The sequence below is a fragment of the Aliiroseovarius salicola genome, from assembly GCF_027891095.1.
Classification (GTDB): domain Bacteria; phylum Pseudomonadota; class Alphaproteobacteria; order Rhodobacterales; family Rhodobacteraceae; genus Aliiroseovarius; species Aliiroseovarius salicola.
Map to the genome: position 1 here is coordinate 16,736 of NZ_JAQIIO010000007.1, position 17,169 is coordinate 33,904.

Here is a 17,169-nt window from a genome sequence, read left to right on the forward strand (position 1 = left end):
ATAGGGCACCCCCAACCTCTATGGGTATCGCCTATGTGTATTCAGCAGGGAACGTAGATGAACATGGCTGAACATTCTCCCGTCTTTGAACATCGTGACTTCAGCCACTTTCTGGCTCCAATCGAGACCAGAACCCGATCCCACGCGCAGGTTAAGACACGCGTGGGATCGGTCGTGGCTGATCCCTTCGATCAGACGAAGGACAGACCCTCACTAGATGACATAGAGACATCTGCTGGAGTGGACGGGGGAGAGGGAATTCGATCTCAACTGACCTCCCCGCTCGGTGGGGGAGAGACCAGATTTAAGTCATCCTCATTAGTTTTGACGCAATTGACTGAGCCTCTGGAAACTCATTCTCTATTTGATGTCTGTGTGTCTCGCTTTGGAAAGGAAGCTGAGCGTTGCGGGTAAAAATCTCTCATCACACCATTCGAAAAGGTCTGCTCTTCAAAAAGACATTTTACGAAGTGCATCTCACCGCGGCCTTCACACATGAAGAGCGGCAGATCATTCAACAACGCGGATTGTCAAAAACCAAACTGGTGGATCGCCGACCTGCCAATGCTAAGAATGATGCGCGCGATGAGAAATTTGAACTTCGTGTGGAACATATCCTCAATGGCCAGACAGATCGGTTCCTTTGCGACACCCCCTCCAAAGCCAAAATCTATGAAGAGGACATTCTTTCTGTCATGAACCAGATGAAGCTTTGGCTTGATGACAATGCGGAGACGGGCACACAAACTCTGGTTGAGCTCTGATGGCGCGTGGCGGTGGAGATGGCACCACGCAGCTGTTCCTGGGTTTTGTCATTGTGGCGGGCATTCTCACGCTGGCGGTGATCGTGACGCCGGTGCTTTTGGTCGGCATCCCCGGCTATATTGGCTACCGGCTCTACAAGGAAAGCCCTGCGCGGTTAGAACGCTTGGCACGCACGGAGACGGAAGCGCTCTACCATCATGCTGTGGCGGGCAAGGTTGAGCTCTCTGATCAGGAAGTTGATGCAGCTCTGTCTCAGCACTGGCCACCTGACCTACCGCTGGCTTTACGTGTTCAGCTTCTTGAAGTTGGGCGAGCGCTTTTTGAGTGCGAGGGTCTGAGCCCGGACATTCCGCCGCCACCTGCACTTTGTAATTCCATTGAAGGGGCTCGTTACCGCGATCGCCTGGCGCGCACTGGGCAGGCGCGCAGTGACCGGGTCATGGTGATGACAGCGCTGGATGCGATCTCGCTGAGCTTGTCGACCATTGCCAATGCGGTCCCACCTCTTCAAGGCGACGTGCTGGTTGAGGTCACCCAATTTGTGCATCCCTTGGGGCAGGCGGTGCAGAGCGTCATTGCGCCCTTCTTTGCGGATAGTGACTACAACCACTTCAAGGCGCTGCGGGAGCGACTGGATGCCAATCTCAGCCGCACGCATCGCACCCAACCCATCTTCCCGGCTGACTATAAGGGAGATGATGTGGTGGACACCTATCTGGCGGGCACACATCTGAAAGAGCTGTTCCGGTTGCGAACACCGTTTGAGATCCCGGAGCAGCGCCGCTTTGAGCATATGCATATCGTGGCAGGCTCCGGGCATGGCAAAACCCAGACGCTGCAATACTTCATTGCCCAGGATCTGAAAGAGGTTGCCAGACGCGACAAATCGGTGGTGGTGATCGACAGCCAGGGGGATCTTATCCGGACTATCCTGAAGGCAAAGCTGCTGCCACCAGAGCAGATTGTCCTGATTGATCCTGAAGACATCAGCCATCCGGTCAGCCTGAACCTGTTCTCCGTGGGCCAGGATCGGTTGAATGCCTATGGTGATCTGGAACGTGAGCGCCTGACCAACTCCATTATTGAGCTTTATGATTTTGTGCTGGGCTCTCTGCTGTCGGCAGGCATGACCTCCAAGCAGAGCACACTCTTCAGATATGTCACCCGTCTCATGTTCCATATCCCGGATGCCACAATCCACACCTTGCGTGACCTGATGGAAGAGGGTGGCACCGAAAAGTACCAAGAACACATTGCCAAGCTTGAAGGCACGCCACGGCGTTTCTTTGAGACCGAGTTTAACGGCAAGGAGTTCACCAACACCAAGACGCAGGTCCTGCGGCGCCTTTATGGTGTGTTGGAGAACCAAACCTTTGAACGGATGTTCTCCAACCCGCAGTCGAAGTTCGACATGTTCACCGAGTTGAATGCCAGCAAGCTCATTCTGATCAACACCTCAAAGTCGCTCTTGAAAGAGCAAGGCACAGAAATCTTCGGCCGCTTCTTCATTGCCTTGATCGCGCAGGCGGCACAGGAACGGGCCACGCTCAAGGATCATGATCGCCTGCCTGCGATGATCTATGTGGATGAGGCGCAGGATTACTTTGATCAGAACATCGGCCTTATTCTGAGCCAGGCCCGCAAATACCGAGTTGGCATGATCATGGCCCATCAATACCTCGGGCAGCTCTCTAATGGGCTACAGGAGGCGTTTGAGGCCAATACCTCCATCAAATTGGCGGGTGGTGTTTCCGCGCGAGATGCACGGTCACTGGCGGGGCAAATGTCCTCAGATGCCGATGTGATCCAGCGCCAGCCCAAAGGCACCTTTGCCACCTATGTGCGTGGACTTACGGAACGGGCTGTTCCCATCAGCTTTCCGTTTTTTGTGCTGGAGGGTCTTCCCAAGGCCACAAAAGACGAGATTGACGCAATCCGGCAACACAGCCGCGAGACCTATGCGGAGCCATGGAAGACCAAGGCAGAGCATGGTGACACCTCAGATGATGAGCCGCCGGAGCCCCCATCAGAAAACGACCCTGATGATCCGGCAGATCCTTCACCGGAGCTGTGACGCCTCGTAATCTCTGCCTATGGAACATCGGCAGCATCATAAATCAGTGAAGCGTGAGACGGACAGCCTCGGCAGGGCGACATTTGCGCATATTGCAACCCGGACAGGTGTTCGCCTGACATCACGTGACCTGCGCTGGCTTAAGCATATCGAACGCCACGGGCCGCAAAGCAGCAGCTATCTCTATGAAAGCAGCAAAGACACCCATCGCTGCAGGGATACGGCTCTGCGTCAGATGCAGAAACTAAGGGCGGGCGGCTATCTGATGTTGCCAGCCCAGCAGCGCAACACCGCCCATGCAGACTTCAACGCCTACATATACGATCTGACACAAAAGGGGCGGGACGCGCTTGCCGATCTCAACCTGTCTGAACCGACCATCCGCCCTCATGGCCATTGGGTACATGACTTTATGACCGCCTGTGCAACGGCATCAATTGATGTCGCTGCCAGGCACAGCGGTATTGAGTATATCCCAGGTCACAAGATCTTGGCGCCCCAGGCCGCCTCTCTGGCCATTCCCATTGGAAAGCGGAAGCTCATCCCAGACCAGTTTTTTGCACTGAACTATGGAAGCAGCTTCCGCGTCTTTGCGTTGGAGGTGGATCGTGGGTCTGAACCAAAGACCAGCAATGCTGCGCGTAAGAGCTATGCCTCATCTATCCAGCTTTATCACACCTTGATTGAGCGCCAGCTTTATCGATCCCAATATGGGCTCAAAGCCAACCTGCTGGTGCTCTGGGTTTTCTCCAGCAAGGCCAATGAAGAGCGCTTTCTGGAGATGGTGGCTAATCATGCGGGTTCTGCGGCAGCAAATATTATGACGCAGTCTGTAGAAGGGTTCCAGGACAGCTGGCGCGCGCCAGAACTTTGGTCACATCTCTTTGAAGGGAAATGGCGTCGTGCCAAGCATACACCTGTCCAGATATCAAAAGGGTGACCGAAGTGTGCACCTCCGATCACCCAGGCTCCTAAACAGGAGTGCCGGTCGGGCTTTCCCGATTGGCCAAGCGTTGTTCAAGCCACTCCAGCACTTCGCTTTCCACCCATCCCACTCTGTTTGGGCCCAGCTGTACCCGCTTAGGGAATAGGCCTGCCTTTTCCAGACGTGCGACATGTTGCGGCGAGTACAGAACCAGCTCCTTCAACTGGCGTTTCGATAAAATCCTCATCACGATCTCTCCAAATTGAAGAGCATCGCGATGCCCTAGGTTACGACAATACCAAGGCGGGTTGAGACTAGCAGGCTGCACGCAAAACGCGAGTTGAATTATAGAGCCTGATGAGAAAACCAAATTCGCCAAACTGTTGCGGCACCATCGCTGAACATGGGAGTGCACCCGAGAACCACGCGATCTATGTGACTAAAAAGAGACTAGAAACGAAGAAAGCCTCAGGCGTTTCCGCCTAAGGCTTTGATTTAAGTGGTGAGCCGTGAAGGATTCGAACCTTCGACCCACTGATTAAAAGTCCTAATCTGCCTTACTACCACTTCTATCTATTTGCTGAAAATCTACAGAATATCCATAAAATATCAATACTTTAAGGGTGGAGTGATCGGTGGTAAGCTTCTAGATGCTGCCATCTCATTTTGCTAAAGTGTGCCCTATATGTGCCCTAAACCAATCCGTCGGCGCTTGCCGAAGCACAAAAAACAAAGCCGCCAAACACTCTTTTCTTTCAGTGCAACCGCGCTTGAAAGCTTGGAGCCAGATGAACGTGACTACTACGTGCGAGACACCAAAACCCCGGGGTTAGTTGTGAAAGTTACACCTGCGGGTAAGAAAGTCTTCATCCTTCGATACAGAATGCCCGGGAAGGGAGGCCGCAAGTTAACCTTTGGACCATTTCCACGTGTATCGGTTCCGCAAGCGCGAAAACTTGCTCGCGAAGCTTGGTTGGATATTGCAAATGGTGAGGATCCAGCGACCAAGAAATCAGACTTGAGCAAAGTCGTAACCGTGAAAAACTTTGCTCAAAGGTATTTGCAGGAACAAGTTGCGGCACATGCTTCACCGAGTACAGCACGTGACTACGCGTCTATGTTGTACAATCATGTCATACCGGCCATCGGAAACATGAAACTTGATGAAGTGCAGCGTGTCGATGTCGAGAAAATTCATTTAGGTATGCGATCAACACCAACTCGAGCAAATCGCACATTGGCTGTAATGAAGGCCATGTTTAACAAAGCAGGAGACTGGGGGCTTCTGCCGTATGGGAAAAATCCTGCTGTTCGAATTCGCCTATTTAAAGAAAAGAGACGCCAACGTTTCTTTGATACTGATGAGCAGCGACGAATAGCGCGAGCTATATCTGAGTTGCGGGAAGAGTATCCTCGCAGCCAATCGGCGTTTGACGCCATAAAGTTCATGTTCAGAACAGGGTGCCGAACAAAGGAGGCGCTAAATCTGAGATGGGAAGATATTAGTTTTGAGCGAGAAGAAGCACTCCTGCGTCAAAGTAAAACCGGAGAGCGAAAACTGTATCTTGGAGATGCCGCAATTCGACTGCTGCAATCGATTGCAAGCACATCCAATTCAGAGTGGGTTTTCCCGGGTAGGTCAGAAGACAAACCTTTGGAGCGTCTGAAGCGCCCTTGGGAAAAGATTTGCAACCATGCACGGCTAAGAGACGCCCGCGTGCATGATATTCGGCATACAGTCGCTACATATCTATCAACTCATGGAAGAAAATCTTCTGCAACCGAAATACTGGGGCACACGAATTCAAAAACTACAGACCTCTATAGCCACCCTATTGAAGGTATTATCAGAGAGGATTTGAACGGGGTTATCTCCATGTTCGAAAAAAGTGGAATTTAGGTCAAAAAAACAATACTTTACATGCAAGTTTTATTCCCTATCCTTGATAGCCATCATTCAAGGAGACATACCATGGGAACGCGAAACGCATCATCTAATTCTAATCGCAGCCATATCAAGCGACCTGCCAAAATTCGGAGGAAACTTCGGAAAAGTGCAACCTATGGCGGCAAGAACAATAAGGCTATTACTGGAAAGGCATGGATTTCCCCAGATGGTGAATACTGCAATACTGCGCACGCGGCTGATTGCTTGGGTAGGTCAGTGAGCCGCCTTCAAAGTATGCGCCACGAAGGGATTGGACCGATATTTCTCAAGCGTGGAAGATCGGTTTATTACCGCGTAGCTGACTTAAAAGCGTATCTTGAAAACGGAGTTTCGGTGGCGGATACAGCTTAGTGATCCAGAAAGGACAGTAACCGGACCCATTTTTTCGGATCGTTGACCAAACGTGCCCCCCTATCTCTATATGTGTGAAAATGGTGAGCAGTATTTCGGAACGACATAACAGATTTACAGGTCAGGATTGCTATTCTACGTCTCACAATGCGGAACAACCTATAGCATTAGGTGCATAACGACTTTGAAGCTAAGCGGTTGGACAGTAATCAAAAAACACGCCTAACCGTCACACAATTGGCCACAAACACCCGATTTCCACCGCCGAAGTCGAAAAAAGCCCGAAATTGCGTGTGATTAGATGTGGATCCGTGTGCTCGAGACACACTTGTGCCCAAATCATCTAAAAACTGCCACCGGACCTAACAAAAGGAAGGGGTGGAGAACAGTTGTACACAAGCAACCAACGTCGCTTGTGCAGGAGTGCCAACATGCCATTACATTTCATTTCCTATTATCGAGTTTCTACAGCTCGTCAGGGTGAGAGCGGCTTGGGCTTAGATGCCCAGCGCCTCGCGGCTTTGAAACATTGCGAGTGGAGCGGCGGTCGTATTGTTGAAGAGTTTATTGAGGTTGAAAGCGGAAAGAGGATGAACCGTCGAGAGCTAACCAGTGCTTTGGAGTCCTGCAGGAAAACGGGTGCAACGTTGCTGATAGCTAGACTCGATCGATTAGCGAGGAGCGTCCACTTCATCTCCGGTCTACTTGAAAGCAAAGTCAACTTCATTGCCGCCGATATGCCGAATGCAGACAAGTTTATGTTCCATGTATACGCTGCCATGGCGGAAGAGGAAGGCCGCCGAATTAGCGAACGAACCAAAGCAGCGCTTGCGTCTGCAAGGGCTCGTGGTGTGAAGCTGGGCGAGCACGCGCGAGCACCGGAAAAGCGGAATTCTTCAATAGCAGACGAATTTGCCAAGGAAATCGGCCCGGTGATCGAGGGCTTGCGCCAGCGCGCGGGATTAAGCTTTCGAGAAGTCGCTAATGAACTGAACCGACTCGGCGTTCGGACCTTTCGAGATGGCGCGTGGCACGCAAACACTGCGTACCGGCTACATAACAGATTCCGGAAAATCACTACCAGATGCGCGTAATCCGCATTTCTTCAATATAAACCCCAATTAAGGACATAACACATGGGACAAAGAGAGAGATTGGTCCCCCCATTTGAAATTGAAACTCGGGTTTCGGCAGAATCAGCGATGATTGACCGATTTCAACTCACGCTAGGACACTGGCGAGTGACCGGCACCCGGAGTGATCTGGCCGAGGGGTTTTCGCTTTTATCTGGACATGAAGTCACCACAGCGACTGGTGAACATGTTCCGTTGTTCAAAAGCAGGGAATTTCGGTCAGATCGGTGGAAGCATGAATTGGATATTCGGGGTAGCGGTCGCGGAAGAGGTACACTTGGCCTTCGCCCATTATTGTCAGGGAAGCTTGTCGCGCGTATCCGAGGAGGTAACCCCTTTGACAGTGGCTCAATAGCACAAGCACAAATTCAACTTGAGGGAAGCTGGAATTTAAGTCGCTTCATTCAAGCATTTGAACTTCGGACCCGTACACGTCTGGACCGCCCCCGTTCAAATGGCCAGGTGCCGCTCGCCATAGCTTCGAACAACGAACATTTTTGCGAAGAGCGTCCTCTCATTCTCGATGACAACGTTATTCTTGGTAAGGCCAGTCGCTATGGGTTCGCCCTAAGCCGCCCTGTAGAGGTTTTTCTGGCAGACTACGTTTCGGGTTTTGCAGAAAATCTCTCACAAGCTATGTTGGACCGCAACATTTTGGCACTAGAAGGATATTCGTCTGCGGGTCATGAACTGAATGATTTCAGACTCGGTGACATTGAGTTCTATTGGGAATTCAGTCACGCGAGGCCAATCAACCTAGTGGACACTTTGACCCACTTCTTACCTCGTGCTGCAGTTCGTATGCGTGTCACCAGAAAACAGCTTGACCGGATGCACAGGGAGGTTTCACAGCAGAGCCAGTGTGCCACGATTTACCTCTCAAGAAATCGACAAGTCAAAGTCTATGCAAAGACGTCACGCCGAATTCGGTTTGAGGTCACTTTCCCTTCTGGATACCGGAGTGAAAGTCACCGAGTATCGACATTTGCCAGTTTGGTAGATCTTACACATGCTGTTGCACAATTAAAGCTAGAAGCATCCGAAACACTGAACTCCGTTTTTGAGAATCTCTGGGCGGTTTCTTCACCTCAAGATCACGATCCCACGCCAGATCAGCTGCGTCGTAAAATAGTAGACGCTGCTGAAAACCCGCTTGACGCCGAAACCATCATTTCTGCTTTAGCCCTGCATGGTAGAATTGCGATGGTAGCAGGTGATGGATTAAGACCGGCGATCAGAAAACTGGCAGGTCAGGGTGTTCTTGAAACACGTCAAGTTTCTCGTGACGTATACGTGGCCACTAGGCCATACAACTATGCTGTGCGCAACTTGTTGCACGTTTAGCTCTCACGCGCCACACAGCGCTATTCCCGGCTTTTAGCTGCCCATACCTGCTGCCCCCCCCTAGCAAGGCTCTGCGCGGAAAAATCTGGCAGCTTTGGTGAGTTGAATCGCTGCCCTGCAATCGATTGCAGCATTACAGGCATCGTCGACCTTTTCTGTCCGTACAGTAAGTAAAGACACTGTACTAAAGCTCTCGCCTCCGTCTTAGGTATTCAGCTTTGGGTTCGTGCTTGGTTGGCTTTTCAAGATATGAACCGTCGAACTGCAAAAGCAGTTCTCTTAGTGCTTTGTCGGCTCCAATCTTCTCAAAATCAACGTGTACCTTTAAGTCGTCATGAATGCGCACATAGCCGTTCTCGAAGGCACGGTCTGCTAGGACCGAAAGGCAAATCCCATTGGAAGGGTCGAGGCGAATTTTTTTGTCGACGCTCCAAGGTACAATGTGCGAAGCAATTAGAAACTCCTTTGATCGTATCCCCGTCAACGCACATTTCCATCCGTAGTTGTCTTTTACCTTTTTTGAGAAAGCCTGTTGAGCGCTTCCTCTCGTATTGGATGTGCCTTTCTTGTCGGGAACTTCATAGTCTCCAGCTTCAATTGAATTCTCGAATTTTTCTACCTCTTCTTCGGACGCCTCCAACCCTTCGGCCAAAGAATCTCTATCAATAGAAGGCGTTTTCTCGGCGGCGGATGCTTCCGGTGCCTTGCCTGCCGAAGCAATCGAGTTTTCTGCCCTCCACGGATTAGCCTTTTGGGAAGGGTCAAAGTAAATGGCCGGTTGTTCATCCGATCCTTTGAAAAGGTGCCACGCCAATGCCGAATTCTTTGACGTGGTTGCTGCCAGTTCACGGACCAAGTTTGGAGCTTTTCTAAGGTCAGCCCATTCGAACTGGTCTGAGGGTTCGGCGATATGAACGCGAAGGTGGAGAGAGTTTTCATCGCCAACGAGCTTTACCGCAATCAGGTAAGGCTGCCCCACACCGGCTGAACCTAGCAAGTCGTGCTCATTGTCAGCTCGCGCCGAGGTTTCAAAGTTTGGGTTCCCTGGAATTGTTTCCGCTGTCGTAGGAGTTGGAAACGGTGCCATCTTCCAAGGTGCGGGAGCCCTGTTGGTTTCCCACGCCAAGTGGGGTCGATCAGCGGACCTTGAAAAAATTGTACCGTCTGCAGTTCCGTCAGGCCATTTGTATTCTATTGGAAGAGCATGCGCCCCCCTTGCCAGCGCAGGAAAGACAGTTTGAATGCTCTCAAAAAATTCCGGCTTTCGAGAAAGCTGGATGTAATCTTTTGAGTACTTTGGTTCATTGGTCAATCTTCCGTACGTTGCTCTGTGGGCGGTCTTCCCATAGAAAACCACGAGCACCCACTGGACCTGCTGCATGTTCACAATTTCTTTCCGATAACTATTGCTTCTGGTGATCTGTGCGCTTCAACTTCCCGGCGGCTTTGAGCAGCTAAAGCTCTATGCGCAGTAAAACTGACTAGTTCATGGCCCGAGAAAAGCCCACGTACGCCTTCTGTATCTCGATTGGACATGATCCAATTGACACCTTTTCGGCTCAATTCGTTACAGGCCTCTGCGAGTTCTATGAGGTCATTCAACTCAAATGTCTTTGCCGTGTATTTGTTAAACTTGGCCGTAGGCTCTTTTTCGGTATCGGGCTTCGTGAAGACAGGAAGATAGGGCGGATCAAGGTAAACGAAGTCGCCACATTTGGCGTTGGATATTAAGTCGCGAAAATCGCAATTCTTGATTTGGACATCTCGTAGAATGAGCGCAATGCCCTCAAGTGCTTCATGGGTGAAGTTTTTAAACTTCCTGTCCCCCCACGGAACGTTCATAGCACCTGTTTTGGAGTTCTCGCGCCACATGTGGTTCCAAGATACCCCGTTTAGATAGAGAAATCGTGCAGCTTTCTCCAGCTCGGTAACTGGTTGAGATGCCCTGACTTCGTAGTAGAATTCTTTCCCGTCTCGTTCGTGATACCAATCCAGGAGTGGCTTTAGTTCGGTTGGCCTATCACGGAGAGCTACCCAAGCAGCGACAAGGTGATGGTTCAGATCAGCGAGATGTGCAGTCCCTGCTATTCGGGGTTTGCATGCTAGGAACACCGCGCCGCCGCCAAGAAACGGTTCATAATAGTTTTCAATCCGCTCTGGAACGTGTGGGAGGATGCGCGAAAGAAGTCTGGTTTTCCCCCCCACCCACCGAATGAAAGGCTTCCGTACTGTTGCAACTGCAGTGGTCAAAGTTGGCTTTTCCTTCGTAATAAATCTGGTTCTCTAGCGCATTTTGCATTAAAAGTAGTAGGCAAGGTGGCGCGTGCACACAAGGTGCATCAAGCACGCTTTCTCAACAATCCACCGTTAAGAATAGAGGCATGATGTCAGGGATTTCGCTTTCGTGGGAAAATAAGAACCAGATGCTGATTGCGTCGGGCAGCGCATCGTACAAATGGGTGGGTGTAGAGGGGCAAGAACTGGTTAAGCCCCTAAAGTTGAGCGGACTTGGGAACTTCGTGCCCGATTCAGGCAACAACATCTTGGCCATCGGAGATGGACTAGACGCAATTGAAGCACTGGCAGCGGAAACCGATGCTCTTTCTGAGAAAATTCGTCTCGTTTACATTGATCCTCCCTTCAACACTAGTGCTGACGTCAAGTGTTATGAGGACACAATGGAACGCTCAATGTGGTTGAGCATGTTACGTGATCGGTTGGCAGTGCTTAAACCACATTTGTCTGATGATGCCAGCATTTGGGTCCATTTGGACGATAGTGAAGTTCACCGTGCAAGGCTGGTAATGGATGAGGTGTTTGGTGAGCGCGCCTTTGTTTCCACGGTTATTTGGCAAAAGAGGACAACTCGAGAGTCTAGGTCAGCCTTCTCAAATAACCACGACACAATTCTTGTTTATGCTCCAAGTGGTCCAAGAAAATGGAAGACGTCACGGAATCTCCTCAACAAAGATACAGCGCTTCTTGAAAATAGAGACAACGACCCACGCGGCCCTTGGGCCGATGCTCCCTTCACGGCGCCGGGTTTCCGTGCGGCACAGCAGTACTCAATAGAAACCCCATCTGGAAATGTCCTAAAGCCACCACGAGGACGTTCGTGGTATGCGACTGAGTCGACCTACAAAGATCTTTTGGCAGAGGATCGCATTTGGTTTCCAAAGAACGGGGGTGGGTCTCCGCGATTGAAGCTCTTCAGTCACCAACTTCGAGGATTGGTTCCGTTTACGATTTGGGGGACGTCTGAAACCGGTACGAACGACGAAGCCAAACGGCACTTATTATCGTTGTTTTCCGACAAAGAGGTGTTCGATACTCCCAAGCCTGAAGAACTCTTGGAGCGGATCATTCACATTTCCACCCGTCCGGGTGAACTAGTTGTGGACTTGTTCGGCGGCAGCGGAACGACAGCGGCTGTTGCGCACAAAATGAGGCGCAAGTGGGTAACGGTAGAACGCAATATCGAAACCGTAATTGAATTCACACTACCTCGCTTGCAGGCGGTAGTTGAAGGAACAGACCTTGGTGGAATCACAGGTGCTGCAAACTGGAAGGGCGGCGGTGATTTCGCAGTTGTTAGCATTGCGCCTCGGCTTGGTCGAGCGGTTTCGAAAAAGCGGCTCTCCCTTGTCGAAGAACGGCTTTCGGTTTTCGAAGATCGTCAAACAGGTGCAGCCGTTGGCTAACTAGCATACGCAGTTTAGCGAGACTGTTGTGATCACTGTTGGGGTGAAACAGGCCTCTACGGTTAGGCAGCATCGGTTTCGTAACGTGAATTGCCCACGCAGCGCTGAGTGCTGGTTTGCGAGCTGCATTTTACTCACTCACAGTACACCTCACATTAATGTACATTCTGTATGTCGGCGATTGCAGTACAAAGCCTACAGCAGCGCGCTGCGTCTGCGCTAGCGCCAAGCAAGCGACATGCCTATTTTCCCCGAAACCTCTGCCAAGAATCCTCAATAGGTAAGTGAGTGGTTTCTGAGCACTCCTACTGAGATGGCCAGGTATCGGTTGCTGTCATTTACCCCAATAACTAGCCGTAAATTGCCATCAAACAGCGCCCTATTCGCGCCCCAGAAAACAAGAAAGCCTCAGGCGTTTCCGCCTAAGGCTTTGATTTTAGTGGTGAGCCGTGAAGGATTCGAACCTTCGACCCACTGATTAAAAGTCTGTATTTTTGTTTTTGTAGCAGATTGATTTTCTTGGCGAATTTTATATAACATATTGTAAATTAATATTAAAATTAGACAATTGCAGACATGACGGGACATCAGATGTCAACGGATTGCCAAAATTATACGGACACCAAGCGGACACAAAGGAATGTAATCCGCCTTACTGACAAAGTCGTGAAGGGTCTCTTAGCACCAGAAAAGGGTAGCAAAGTTCAATATGATGATGCGTTGAAAGGCTTTGGTCTGCGAGTGACCGCCACTGGCAAAAAGGCGTTTATCCTGAACTACCGGGTGAAAGGACGAGAGCGGCGGCTGACCATTGGTGGATATCCAGAATGGACAGTACTTGGTGCCAGGAAAAAGGCTGAGGAGTTGCGCCGGGAAGTAGACTGTGGGAACGATCCGCTGGAAATACGGGATGCTGCGCTGAAAGCCCCAACTGTGCATGATCTATTTGAGCGATATGTTCGGGAGCATCTGCCAACCAAGTCGGAACGATCCCAAGTTGATGATTTGTCGATGTGGACCACTAAGATCCTTCCCGTCTTAGCTCGAAAAAAGCTCGTAGACCTGACGTTTACAGATTGCGATGCCCTACATCGGGCCGTTTCAAAAACTGCACCAGTGCAGGCCAACCGGATGGTTGCCCTGATGCGGAAGTCGTTCAATCTCGCAAATCGTTGGGACTGGATGCAAACCAATCCTGCAGTTGGCGTCCGGTTCAATCCAGAAGTAAAACGTGAACGCTATTTGACCCATGATGAAATTAGCAGACTACTTGCTGTGATTGAGGGTCGAATGGACGATACATCTGCTGAACTTATTCGTTTCCTCTTGTTTACCGGATGTCGAAGGGGTGAAGCGTTTCAAGCGCAATGGGATCAGTTCAACGCAGATTTGACAGTTTGGACGAAGCCTGCCTCGACTACAAAGCAGCGTAAATTGCACAGGGTGCCTGTTTCTTCGGTAGTTACAGCTCTTTTAGAGGCTCGTCGGCGTGCTACTACGTCAGACTATGTATTTGCCGGAAAAACTGGTCAGCCCCTCAGAGACGTGAAAAAAACGTGGCAGACATTATGTCGGAATGCAGATTTAGTTGATGTTCGGTTGCATGATTTGCGGCATACTTTCGCAAGCCTTTTGGCCTCGAATGGGCAAACACTTCCAACAATCGGTGCAATGCTTGGACATTCCCAAACGCAGACAACGGCTAGGTATGCACATCTATTTGATGATTCTTTGGCTAATGCCGCAGAAATTGTGGCTGAACGTGTCCAATCACGCCAGCCAAAGACAATGAGCGACAGCCGCCTCAAACGTTAAGTATTGGCTTGACAAATCAACCATAGGTTATTCAATATTCTACGGCGCCTCTGATGGGAAAACAGAAGAAGTGCATAGACACATAGAACTCCGCGCACCAGATGTATCAGACTAAACCAGACCAAGCACACAGATAGGTCACACGCGGGCGAGATGACGACAAAAGGACGAAATGATCCCGTTAGGGCATCGTTCTGAAACAGAGCTTCTGGCTAATTGTTAGGTCGTTAGCTCGTAGTCTCTAAGGTGTCTCAAATGAACTCGACTAAATTGCAAACTTTTTTATCTAAGCAAGCCGCTGCGGACTTTCTTGGAGTAAGTGTTAGGACGCTGGATCGCCGCCATGCAGAAGGTAGTGGCCCACCTCGCATAAAGCATGGTGCGAAAATTGGTTACTTTCATAGCTCGATAATCGAATGGCTTAAAAAACTGGAAAAGCAGCCTGTTCGTGGATGATCCCCAATTTAAAGAGCGCCCAGTGGGCGACGCGCGGTCTTCAAGACGCGCGAGCGACGCGCAGTGGGCGCGGTCAGGGCAGAAAAAGGGGGGTACTTGTAGCACCCCCCTCTACAAATACATTCAGTGAGAAAGCCTATGGAAATTTTACATAAAGGTTTTGACGGCCTGGATATTGCCTTTGAGGGGCAAATCCCAAGTGGGCTGGACAGAGAGCTTCTTGAAGCAAAGACCAATGCATCAGAAACCAAAACAGACACACTACTCAAACAAAACGGGGTTTGGCTGCAAGTTGCAGATAGTGGGGCACGTGGTGGCTACGCTTATCGATGTGATACCGGCCCCCTTGGTGCAATTTGGTTTTTCAAGCGCCCAAACCCAAAGGACCCATGGGGAATAAGGGTCTCTCTCAAATCGCTCCCGCTAGCAAAACATGGCTTGGGTTGGGCACGGCACTATATTCCAGAAACGCTGAAAAAACTCGACATTGAAGTGTCGTCCCACAAGATGGCAATCAGCAGAGTTGACTACGCTATCGACATCTTGGCACCCGCTTTTGTGTTGGATCGCCACTGTTTCATTGCGCATGCGCGATCAAAGCTAAAATCCCATGATGAGATCGAAGTCATACAAGAGGTTGGCCATTCTGGGCGCACCACTTCGGTAACGGTGGGCTCAAATCCTGGGCAACAAGTAATCCTCTATGACAAGCGCGAGGAAGTTCTATCAAAACCAGACAAATGTGTTTGGTGGGACATTTGGAATGCAAGCCGCCAGAAACTCGGTCTGGAACCATTGGAGCGTAACACCCCTGAGAAAAGTAGGGTTTGGCGCGTAGAGTTCCGCGCTCACAAACGCCACCTGAAAGACAACTGGAAGATTCGCACATGGGACGACTTCGACCAAAAGGTAGGAGATGTGTTTTTGCAAATGTCCAAGGCAATTCGGTATGTCAATCCTACAGCCGATACAAATCGCTCTCGATGGCAAGATGCTCCAATCTGGAAACTGGCCACTGAGCAGATCCAAGATGATTTGGCTGAAATGAAATCCGATTTGTCTTGTGACAAATTGAAGACCATCCTTATGGATCAACAGCGACAACTGCTATTATCTCAGTACCTCGGTTTGGGCGTTTCCCTCGCAGCGCTGGAGGGCATCGAGGGCACTTCATTCGATAGCTTTCTCAGCCAGACTACAGAAAATGCTAAAAGGCTCTCAAAATGTCACAAAAAGCCAATATCGAAACGGATCGAAGCCGCAGCGGCAAAATATGCGCTTCTGAGAGCGAAGTATACATAGGTCACCGACTGAATCGCGATCTTTTAGTTTTGAGGGAACTTTTCTCAGTAAATCTGGCAGACTTAAAATGACGAAAACACTTTATGGAAAACACCTGAAAATGGGTGATGTATATATTCGGGAAACGGGTCGAGGCACAGCAACAATCACCCCAAATGAAGAGGGCTACTTGTTCGAATTTGTTCCATTCAAGAGATTGGCAAATTTTCACTCTGCTCAGAATCGGATGTTTGAGAAAGAAGAACTCGCAAATTGCCTAAGATATTGCCAAAGAGTTTGTGGCAACCCGCCCACGGCGCTGCACTGGATAATTGAAGCAAATGGTGAAAAGCGTCGGCTTCATATCGAAAAGTGAGCAAACATCTTAGCAAAAGGCAAATGTGAACGCCACTGAGATGGGAGGCACGCACATCAACGAAACATGATATTGCGGTTCCAGTAAGCAATTGGGCTCAGAGAGATTATCAGAATGGCTTTCTTATTTTTAGATGATAGCAAACATCACAGATTTGGATTTTCGCTTGCCGCGTTCGTAATTTGTGACACGGATCCCTCTGAAAATGTGAGCTCGATATTTCGTCGCTATGGGTATGATCCGCTTTCGTTCGAATTTAAGTCGTCAGCGAAAATGAAGGGAGACAGCAATTTGCAGGATTTGCGTGTCGCTCTCAAATCTTTTATCGCAAGGGAGTGTAAAATTGGTGTGTGCGTAGTAGAAGGTGACAAAAATATAGGACCAGCGGGGTTGAAGCTGCTTGAGCAAGCTTTAACGCACCCCAAACTAACCGCTTGTCATCATGAAGTATTTTTTGATGAAGGTTTGTTTTCGTCAGTTCGAGCCGCTGAGGCACTAATAAAGAACAAAGTTACGCTAGAAACATGCAACTTCCATTTCGAACAGAACTCCCGATATGTATTGGGGATTCAATTGGCTGATATCGTTGCCCATACTTGTGGAACGATGCTTCTGGACGCTCTCGGAACTATCTCGAAAAAGATCGTCATTAATGAACCAAACGACGATGTCTATCACGGCACGGAAGTTGGGTTGGGTTTCGAGATGTGGGCGAGCATACGCTATGCATTCCTTAGTCGAAATAAGCCGAAACCCAATGACGATTTTGAGCTCGCGAACGTTGATGTCTACCCTTGGGGCCTTTTTATAGATGATAGTGCCGATGAAAAGATTGCGTTAGCCGCGAAGGATCGGTTTGGTCAAATGTATTTGGGGTGTTTACACTAGCTGCACCTTTCAGACCCTACGCTCATGTGGCTATGATCAGATGCGGAGGGCTGCTATCGCAGACGGACGTTTTTCTTCAAATGGAGGTAAAACACATCACTTAGTGATGCAG

At 49.9% G+C, this 17,169-nt stretch carries 16 protein-coding genes; 13 read left to right on the forward strand and 3 right to left on the reverse strand.

What is annotated here, in order from left to right:
* Positions 1-404: 404 nt before the first annotated feature.
* Genes O2N63_RS13015 through O2N63_RS13025 form a run of 3 tightly spaced genes read left to right on the forward strand, consistent with a single transcriptional unit; the run spans position 405 to position 3,779 of the window.
* Positions 405-764, forward strand: coding sequence for a hypothetical protein (locus tag O2N63_RS13015; protein ID WP_271054712.1), 360 nt, complete (start codon positions 405-407; stop codon positions 762-764).
* Positions 764-2,839, forward strand: coding sequence for a type IV secretory system conjugative DNA transfer family protein (locus tag O2N63_RS13020; protein ID WP_271054713.1), 2,076 nt, complete (start codon positions 764-766; stop codon positions 2,837-2,839). The genes O2N63_RS13015 and O2N63_RS13020 overlap by 1 nt, the downstream gene beginning before the upstream one ends.
* Positions 2,840-2,885: 46 nt before the next feature.
* Positions 2,886-3,779 carry a replication-relaxation family protein gene (locus O2N63_RS13025; RefSeq protein ID WP_271054714.1) on the forward strand — a complete coding sequence of 298 codons (894 nt, stop codon included), beginning with the start codon at positions 2,886-2,888 and terminating at the stop codon, positions 3,777-3,779.
* 31 nt (positions 3,780-3,810) lie between these two features.
* Here O2N63_RS13025 and O2N63_RS13030 read toward each other — a convergent pair whose 3' ends face one another.
* Positions 3,811-4,011, reverse strand: a complete 201-nt coding sequence (locus tag O2N63_RS13030; protein WP_271054715.1) for a helix-turn-helix transcriptional regulator — start codon at positions 4,009-4,011, stop codon at positions 3,811-3,813.
* A 465-nt stretch (positions 4,012-4,476) separates the two neighbouring features.
* On the opposite strand from O2N63_RS13030, the gene O2N63_RS13035 reads away from it, so the two are divergent.
* From O2N63_RS13035 to O2N63_RS13050, 4 genes are all read left to right on the forward strand, one after another.
* The gene (locus O2N63_RS13035; protein ID WP_271054716.1) at positions 4,477-5,664 is read left to right on the forward strand and encodes a tyrosine-type recombinase/integrase; all 1,188 of its coding nucleotides are present in this window, start codon (positions 4,477-4,479) and stop codon (positions 5,662-5,664) included.
* Positions 5,665-5,736: 72 nt separating this feature from the next.
* On the forward strand, positions 5,737-6,063 hold the full coding sequence (locus tag O2N63_RS13040; RefSeq protein WP_271054717.1) for a helix-turn-helix domain-containing protein: 327 nt from the start codon (positions 5,737-5,739) through the stop codon (positions 6,061-6,063).
* Positions 6,064-6,494: 431 nt separating this feature from the next.
* The gene (locus tag O2N63_RS13045) at positions 6,495-7,157 is read left to right on the forward strand and encodes a recombinase family protein (RefSeq protein WP_271054718.1); all 663 of its coding nucleotides are present in this window, start codon (positions 6,495-6,497) and stop codon (positions 7,155-7,157) included.
* Positions 7,158-7,265: 108 nt separating this feature from the next.
* Entirely contained in the window at positions 7,266-8,540 is a 1,275-nt protein-coding gene (locus O2N63_RS13050) for a hypothetical protein (RefSeq protein ID WP_271054719.1), read from the forward strand.
* Between the two features lie 184 nt (positions 8,541-8,724).
* Here the strand turns inward: O2N63_RS13050 and O2N63_RS13055 are convergent, their stop codons facing one another.
* Together O2N63_RS13055 and O2N63_RS13060 are read right to left on the reverse strand one after the other, a co-directional pair.
* On the reverse strand, positions 8,725-9,921 hold the full coding sequence (locus O2N63_RS13055; protein ID WP_271054720.1) for an HNH endonuclease: 1,197 nt from the start codon (positions 9,919-9,921) through the stop codon (positions 8,725-8,727).
* A 2-nt stretch (positions 9,922-9,923) separates the two neighbouring features.
* Positions 9,924-10,790, reverse strand: a complete 867-nt coding sequence (locus tag O2N63_RS13060; protein ID WP_271054721.1) for a DNA adenine methylase — start codon at positions 10,788-10,790, stop codon at positions 9,924-9,926.
* 131 nt (positions 10,791-10,921) lie between these two features.
* Between O2N63_RS13060 and O2N63_RS13065 the strand changes: the two genes are divergently transcribed.
* The 6 genes from O2N63_RS13065 to O2N63_RS13090 all read left to right on the forward strand — a co-directional run bounded on the left by O2N63_RS13065 (position 10,922) and on the right by O2N63_RS13090 (position 17,057).
* The gene (locus O2N63_RS13065; protein ID WP_271054722.1) at positions 10,922-12,241 is read left to right on the forward strand and encodes a site-specific DNA-methyltransferase; all 1,320 of its coding nucleotides are present in this window, start codon (positions 10,922-10,924) and stop codon (positions 12,239-12,241) included.
* A gap of 576 nt (positions 12,242-12,817) precedes the next feature.
* Entirely contained in the window at positions 12,818-14,056 is a 1,239-nt protein-coding gene (locus tag O2N63_RS13070; RefSeq protein ID WP_271054723.1) for a tyrosine-type recombinase/integrase, read from the forward strand.
* Positions 14,057-14,311: 255 nt separating this feature from the next.
* Positions 14,312-14,512, forward strand: coding sequence for a MerR family transcriptional regulator (locus O2N63_RS13075; RefSeq protein WP_271054724.1), 201 nt, complete (start codon positions 14,312-14,314; stop codon positions 14,510-14,512).
* A 138-nt stretch (positions 14,513-14,650) separates the two neighbouring features.
* On the forward strand, positions 14,651-15,814 hold the full coding sequence (locus tag O2N63_RS13080) for a hypothetical protein (protein WP_271054725.1): 1,164 nt from the start codon (positions 14,651-14,653) through the stop codon (positions 15,812-15,814).
* A gap of 67 nt (positions 15,815-15,881) precedes the next feature.
* The gene (locus O2N63_RS13085) at positions 15,882-16,169 is read left to right on the forward strand and encodes a hypothetical protein (RefSeq protein ID WP_271054726.1); all 288 of its coding nucleotides are present in this window, start codon (positions 15,882-15,884) and stop codon (positions 16,167-16,169) included.
* A 114-nt stretch (positions 16,170-16,283) separates the two neighbouring features.
* Positions 16,284-17,057 carry a hypothetical protein gene (locus tag O2N63_RS13090; protein WP_271054727.1) on the forward strand — a complete coding sequence of 258 codons (774 nt, stop codon included), beginning with the start codon at positions 16,284-16,286 and terminating at the stop codon, positions 17,055-17,057.
* The last annotated feature ends 112 nt before the right edge of the window (positions 17,058-17,169 follow it).